This is a genomic window from Pseudovibrio flavus (genome assembly GCF_009711345.1).
Lineage (GTDB): Bacteria > Pseudomonadota > Alphaproteobacteria > Rhizobiales > Stappiaceae > Pseudovibrio > Pseudovibrio flavus.
In genome coordinates this window covers 102143-108809 of record NZ_SMMA01000054.1, presented here as the reverse complement: position 1 = coordinate 108809, position 6667 = coordinate 102143, and the positions used below count along the sequence as shown (strand labels likewise).

General features: G+C 52.8%; 6 protein-coding genes. 2 read left to right on the top strand and 4 right to left on the bottom strand.

What is annotated here, in order from left to right; genetic code table 11:
* Positions 1–891: LysR substrate-binding domain-containing protein (locus tag E1162_RS04615; RefSeq protein WP_257098667.1), on the top strand; the 891-nt coding region annotated here is incomplete at its 5' end.
* A 90-nt stretch (positions 892–981) separates the two neighbouring features.
* On the opposite strand, the gene E1162_RS04610 is transcribed toward E1162_RS04615, so the two are convergent.
* Both E1162_RS04610 and E1162_RS04605 read right to left on the bottom strand, forming a co-directional pair.
* Positions 982–1734, bottom strand: coding sequence for a GNAT family N-acetyltransferase (locus E1162_RS04610; RefSeq protein WP_155127509.1), 753 nt, complete (start codon positions 1732–1734; stop codon positions 982–984).
* A gap of 211 nt (positions 1735–1945) precedes the next feature.
* Positions 1946–2392, bottom strand: coding sequence for a MarR family winged helix-turn-helix transcriptional regulator (locus tag E1162_RS04605; protein WP_155127506.1), 447 nt, complete (start codon positions 2390–2392; stop codon positions 1946–1948).
* 61 nt (positions 2393–2453) lie between these two features.
* On the opposite strand from E1162_RS04605, the gene E1162_RS04600 reads away from it, so the two are divergent.
* Entirely contained in the window at positions 2454–3533 is a 1080-nt protein-coding gene (locus E1162_RS04600; protein WP_155127503.1) for a quinone oxidoreductase family protein, read from the top strand.
* 127 nt (positions 3534–3660) lie between these two features.
* Here E1162_RS04600 and uxaC read toward each other — a convergent pair whose 3' ends face one another.
* Positions 3661–5076 (bottom strand): glucuronate isomerase, encoded by a 1416-nt coding sequence (uxaC, locus tag E1162_RS04595; RefSeq protein ID WP_155127500.1) that lies wholly within the window; start codon positions 5074–5076, stop codon positions 3661–3663.
* 68 nt (positions 5077–5144) lie between these two features.
* The gene (locus E1162_RS04590) at positions 5145–6629 is read right to left on the bottom strand and encodes a tagaturonate reductase (protein ID WP_155127497.1); all 1485 of its coding nucleotides are present in this window, start codon (positions 6627–6629) and stop codon (positions 5145–5147) included.
* Between the last annotated feature and the right edge of the window lie 38 nt (positions 6630–6667).

Genomic DNA, 6667 nt, shown 5'->3' with positions numbered 1-6667 from the left:
AAAGCCATGAACGTCTCGCTCAAACAACTAAAGGTTTTTAGAGCCATTTCTCAGGAAGGCTCAATTACCGCTGCAGCAGAACTACTTAACCTCACCAAGCCTGCCGTGAGCATGGCTTTGGCCGAGATGGAGCGGCAACTAGGAAGACGTCTTTTTGACCGATTCAACAAACGTCTTTTGATGAATGAGCAAGGACACCTGCTTCTACCTCTGGCTGATGAGCTGCTTGAGCGAGCAGAGGCAATTGGCCACCTTTTCGCTGAGGATGGCGGTGCACGTGGAACGCTCAAAATCGGAAGCAGTTATACGGTGGGAAACAACCTCACGCCGTTCCTAATTGGTGACTTCAGGCGCTCAACCGGCCACATGAGCCAAGAGCTGGAGATATCAAACACCCGCGATGTTGTTGATGCCTTACTTTCCTTCCAATTGGATATTGGTCTGGTGGAAGGCTTTGTCTCCGCCAAGGAGCTCATCTGCGAAGACTGGAGAGAAGATGAGATGGTGATTATCTGCGCCAAAGATGATCCCCTCGCCTCCAGAGCACCAATTCCTGTTTCAGCCCTTAGCAAACGAGATTGGGTGTTGCGGGAAGAAGGTTCGGGCACCAGGGAGTTCTTTGCCAGTCATATAACAAAAAGCCTGACCGGTTGGACACTTGCTTTTGAGCTGAATAGCCCCGTGGCAATTATCAACTCGGTTAGCGCTGGCTTAGGGCTTTCATGCCTTTCTCGGCTGGCGGTGAAAGATGCGCTAGCGCGCGGCGATGTATGCGAGGTTTCATTAAAGCAGCCCCTCACCCGCCGGTTTTCTCTTCTTGTCCACCGAGACAAGTATCAAAGCCCTATAGCCAAGGAGTTTTTCGAGTTTGCGAAGAACTGGGAATACTGAGCGCAGCACGTTCTGCCGCGCTCAGAATGTGGAAAGAAACGGGGTCAGCAAAACGCTAAACGCTGATTGGGAGCCGTCGCGGGTTTGCCGTCATACATCTTCGAGTGAGCGGCGTTCGGTGGGTTCTCTGCTTACCGTCATTTCCAAGAGGGACTGCTTCTGCTGACCATTCGCATCGAAGTTATCGTCCGCAAGCCAGCTTTCGATAATGCCACGCAGCTCAGGCCATTCACTGTCCAGAATGGAGTACCAAGCGGTATCGCGGTTACGACCTTTCGCAATAGTGTCGTTGTAGAAAATCCCCTCAAAGCGGAAGCCTAGACGGCGAGCCGCTTGGCGGGATTTTTTATTGAGCGCATTACAGCGCCACTGCATACGTCGGTAGCCAAGATCATCCATGGCCTGCTTGATCATCAGGAATAGAGCCTCGGTCGCAGCCCGGGTACGCTGTAGCTCCGGTGCAAACCAGATGTTACCGATCTCAATCACGCCGGTTTCGGGATGAATGTCGAGGAAGGTGATCTGCCCGCAAATGCTGCCGGTTTCCTTGGAGCGGACAACATAGGCTACAGGGTCAAAGCTGGAGGAAAGTTGGCGCAGGTAGGCCATATAAGCGTCTTCCTCTGCCCACGGCCCAACCTTCATGTAGTCCCAGATATGAAGCACTTCTTCGCTGCTATGGCTAGCCACATAAAGCGCACTGCAATGTTCAACAGGGTTAAGCGGTTCAAGCACCACATGCTGCCCCTCAATAGCGGTGCGCGGCGGTACAAGGGCTGGTGGCGGCGTAGTGACGATGTGCCCTGATAGTGGTCGCGGATAAAGGTCTTCCAGTCCGGTCATGCTGTAATCCTAAAAACATAAATGCGCCAACTGGTTCAGCGCTATCTACGGACAGAACTACCCACAAACCGGATCTTTAAAAGGTCCAGTTTATGCAAAATCACAGGACCAGCGGCATAGTGCGAACACGCCGATACAATTGGCAAATCAACAGAACCCTAACCAAATCGTTGGCCGACCCCATTGGGCCAAACGACTATACCGTCCTTCGCTAGCTTATCGCCTTCACAAGAAGTGCCTTTAATTTCTGAAATTCTTCAGCCCCTAGCTTCGCTTCAAGGCGCCGTTCCTGTGCCTGTAAAATCTCGGCAACGGAGTTTCGAAACGCATGCCCTTTTTCCGTGACTTGAATGTTCTTTTGCTTCCGATCATCGGGGGCAGCAACGAGTGAAATCATCCCCTCGTCACTAAGACGGTGCATAGCGCTATGAACAGCCTGCCGCGTAATTCCAGCCTTTCGAGCAAGATCGGAAAGCGACAGGGTCTGGCCTCTTAAAAGACCAAGCAAACGCACATCGCCCTCTCGTAGGTTGGCGAAGCTTGAACCCTCTCTCCACTCCATGAGTTCCACGTTCGTACGCGAAACATAGTCTTGCATTAGCCCCTTCACATTATCAGCAAGAAAATACTCCGCCTCATCGTCAATCTTGATTGACATAATCCGGACACCTTTCAATGTAAATCTAGATTGACAATAACAGAGAAGAAGGCGTTAGAAAATGATGAAAGCAGCGCGCATCAATCAATGTGGTGGTTTGGACGTTCTCGAGTATGGAGATTTTCCCTTTCCGGAAGTTGGCCCTTTCGACGTTCTGGTAAAGGTGATGGCGACCTCTGTTTCTGGTTGGGATATCAAATACAGAAACGGCGACCTCTTCGCCAAGTTTGAGAACAAGGGCCTTCCTGGTAGGGCCGCTTTTCCCCTTCCTCAGCAGCTTGGCCGTGAAGCAACCGGCGAGGTTGTTGAGGTAGGAGAGCATGTGAGAGCGTTCTCCGCCGGGGACCGCGTGCTTGGCCTAGTTCATCCTGAAAACCCATCGGACCTGAATGCTGTTCGCGGGCTGGGTAACCTGTCGGTTGGCATTGATTACCCTGGACATGCGATGAAGGGTGGCAACGCGCAGTACGTCTCCCGTCCAGAGCATTACTGGATGAAGCTGCCCGACAATGTGAGTTACGAGGCTGCCGCTGCTGGCTCTTGGTCGTACCCGACAAGTCACCGTATCGTGGTGGATCGGTGCAATGTCCGTCCGGGAGATGTTGTGTTCGTTACCGGCGCATCCGGAGGGATGGGATATGCCACTTTAGAGTGGGCACGCCTTTCAGGTGCATCTGTTATCACAACAAGCAGAAGCGAAAAGAAACGCCAAGCCCTGTATGAGTTGGGCGCGGATCTCGTGGTCGACCCTGCTAATATCACCTCGGCTCTGGAGCAAATATTGCAATTTACCCGTGGCCAAGGTGTTGAGCATTCCATTGAATTTACAGGCAATCCGGATCTACTAGATCTTAGTTTCTCAGCACTGCGACTAGGCGGAACAATCTGCCCCGTCGGCGGAGACGTGCAGCGCGGCCCATTACCTTGGTCGATCATGGACCTCGTCTCCAAGGAGATGAATGTGGTTGGTATCCGCGGCTCACGGCTCAATGACCAGAGAGTGTTTTTAGAGGCTCTTTCACGCGGGTTAATCAAGCCACAAATTGCATGCGAGCTCCCTCTTCGTGAAATTAGAGAGGCACACCGGCTAGTCGAAAATCACGAAGTACTAGGCAAAGTCATTTTAAAACCGTGGTTATGATTTTCGCTGGCGTGATTGCAAATAAAAAAGCCCGCCGCTCGGTAGCCGAGGGCGGGCCAATTTTCTTTTTGTCAGGCTGCTGCGCGTTTCATCAAAGAATTAGCGCGGAGTTTCAGCCTTTTAACGTTTAGAGCTCGATCTTGTAACCGAAGTACTCGTTTGCGTTGTTGAAGCTGATGTCCTGAACCATCTGGCCCAGAAGCTTCATGTCGCGAGGAGCCTCGCCTTCTACAACCCACTTGCCGATCAGCTGGCAAACCAGACGACGGAAGTATTCGTGGCGGGTGTAGGAGAGGAACGAACGGCTGTCGGTCAGCATACCAACGAAGCGGGACAGCAGACCCAGCTGGGAGAGCTGTTCCATCTGACGCAGCATGCCGTCTTTCTGGTCGTTGAACCACCAGCCGGAACCGAACTGGATTTTGCCAGCGGTTTCACCGCCCTGGAAACAGCCACACATGGTGCCCAGAACTTCGTTGTCGCGTGGGTTCAGACAGTAAAGAATGGTCTTTGGCAGAGCATCTTCAGTGTCCAGAGCGTTCAGGAGCTTAGCAAGAGGAGCAGCAACCAGGCCGTCGTTGATGGAGTCAAAGCCGGTGTCCGGGCCGAGCAGACGCAGCATACGGTCAGAGTTATTGCGCAGCGCGCCGATGTGGTACTGCTGTACCCAACCGCGTTTTGCGTATTCTTTACCGAGGAAGACCATTACTGCGGTCTGAATGCGATTTGCATCCAGCTGGGAAACCAGCTCACCGCCGAGACGCTTTGCAATGATCGCGTCCAGTTCAGCTTCGGTCGCTTCTTCGTAAACAACAACGTCAAGCGCGTGGTCGGAAATGTTACAGCCGTGTGCTGCGAAGTGGTCCATACGCTTGGAAAGCGCATCGCACAGATCAGCAAACTTCACGATTTCAACGCCGGAAACTTCGCCAAGCTTTGCAATGTACTCAGGGTAAATCGGAGCGTTGATTACGAAGGATTTGTCAGGGCGCCAGCTTGGACGAACTTGAACGTTGAAGTCTGCGTCTTCAGCGATTTTCTTGTGAGCTGCCAGATCGTCGATTGGATCGTCGGTGGTGCCAGCCATCACAACGTTCATCTGCTTCATGATACCGCGAGCGGAGAACTCAGGGGTAGCAAGCAGTTCGTTTGCACGGTTCCACACGCCTTCTGCGGTCTCTGGGTTCAGCACAACATCATCGATGCCGAACGGACGACGCAGCTCAAGGTGGGTCCAGTGGTACAGCGGGTTACCGAGGGTCTGAGGAACGGTTTCAGCCCACTTCAGGAACTTTTCTTTATCGGAAGCATCGCCGGTGCAGAAACGTTCAGCAACACCGTTGGTGCGCATGCCGCGCCACTTGTAGTGATCGCCGTACAGCCAGATCTGGGTCAGGTTTTCGAATTTGTGATCATCGGCAACCTGATGAGGAGGCAGGTGGCAGTGATAGTCGATGATCGGCATGTCCTTCGCGAAGTCGTGATACAGTTCACGTGCAACATCGGTGTGAAGGAGGAAGTCTTCAGTCAGAAAGCTGCTCATTAGAGAGGCTCCAGATTTGATTATTCTTCTAAAAAACGCAGGGCCCTGAGACCCTGCGCGTTAATTTATTATCCGCAGCATTGGCAGTTCTTGCCGCCTACATCCCAAAAGGCAAGACGGTCAAGATCGAATGGCTGTTCGGTGAGGAAATCGAAGCCTTCGACAACAGTTTTTACCAATGAGCAGCACTCGAGGCTCTTACCCCAGAAGCTCTCTTCACGCAGGAATGCACGAACCATTGCTTCAACGCCGTCACTGTCTTTCAGCGCTGCGATTTCAGCAAACTTTGCCTTCACATCGTCAGCGTCACGTGCTGGCAGGTCTGCAGCTTTTGCAAAGTTGCCGGTGTAGAATGCAAGCCATGCAGCAAGGGAAAGACCCATGTAACGAGGTGCGTGGCCGGAAACTTCTTTGTGCTTTTCAAAGCGTGGCAGGTTGCGGGTGTGGAACTTCGCAATACCGTTGAGGGAGATGTCGTACCAACGGTGCGCGATGAACGGGTTCGCAAAGCGGCGTAGAACTTCTTCAGCAAACACCTTCAGCTCGTCCTGTGGCAGAGACAGGTACGGCATGATTTCGGTTTCGAGCATGCCTTTGAGGAATGCGTTTGCCGGACCGTTGTCCATTGCTTCCTTAACGGAGTCGATACCTGCTACCAGTGCCAGTGGGCACAGAGCGGTGTGAGAACCGTTGAGGATCGCTACTTTGCGTTCTTTGTAACCGTCGGCATTAGCAACAACGATGGTGCCGCTGTCTTTTTCAGCAAGTGGCATCACCAGTTCAGGCTGGTCGTCACGCTTCTCGATAACGAGGAAGTGGAACAGCTCAGCAGCAACCATCAGAGGGTCTTTGTAGCCTAGCTCTGCTTCGATTGCGTCTGCTTCGTCACGCGGGTAGCCCGGTACGATGCGGTCAACAAGGGTGTTGTAGAATGCGTTCTTCTCTTTAACCCATGCGACGAACTCTTCAGAAAGAGCCCAGTCAGCAGCGTGCTTGAGAACAACCTTCTCGAGGGTGTCGCCGTTTTTGTCGATCAGTTCGCAAGGCAGGAAGTGGAAGCCCGGAGCTTCAGACTGGCCACATGCTTCAAAGCGTTCCATCAGCATGCGGGTTACTTTTGCAGGGAAGGATGCAGGTGGCGCATCGTCTTTCTTGCAGTCTGCCACATAGGTGATGCCAGCTTCGGTGGTGTTGGAAACAACAGCTACGAAGTCGGTATTGCGTGCCAGAGACAGGGTTTCTTCCCAGTCATGAACGGCGGAGATTTCACGGCGGATTGCGGAAATCGGACGAGCGTCGGAGAACGCATTGCCATCTTCGCCAACACCGCGAGACAGAACGGTGTAAACGCCGTCGCTGTCGTTCAGGGAAATTGGAATACCGCCATCGATAGGGCGAACAACAACAACGCCGAAGTCGGTGCCGACTTCTTCGTTCATGCGATCGATTTTCCAGTCGATAAACGCGCGCAGGAAGTTACCTTCGCCGAACTGAATAACGCGCTCGGTCGGGCGGGCACGGCCATTCAGGTTAGATGCATTCACTCGTTCCATCAGTGATCTCTCTTGTGGTGAGCTTGTTAATTTTGCAG

Excerpts from the sequence above, each read along its gene's own strand:
- E1162_RS04610 (WP_155127509.1), bottom strand. The coding sequence starts at position 1,734 with ATGACCGGACTGGAAGACCTTTATCCGCGACCACTATCAGGGCACATC.
- uxaC (WP_155127500.1), bottom strand. The coding sequence starts at position 5,076 with ATGAGCAGCTTTCTGACTGAAGACTTCCTCCTTCACACCGATGTTGCA.
- E1162_RS04605 (WP_155127506.1), bottom strand. The coding sequence starts at position 2,392 with ATGTCAATCAAGATTGACGATGAGGCGGAGTATTTTCTTGCTGATAAT.
- E1162_RS04590 (WP_155127497.1), bottom strand. The coding sequence starts at position 6,629 with ATGGAACGAGTGAATGCATCTAACCTGAATGGCCGTGCCCGCCCGACC.
- E1162_RS04600 (WP_155127503.1), top strand. The coding sequence starts at position 2,454 with ATGATGAAAGCAGCGCGCATCAATCAATGTGGTGGTTTGGACGTTCTC.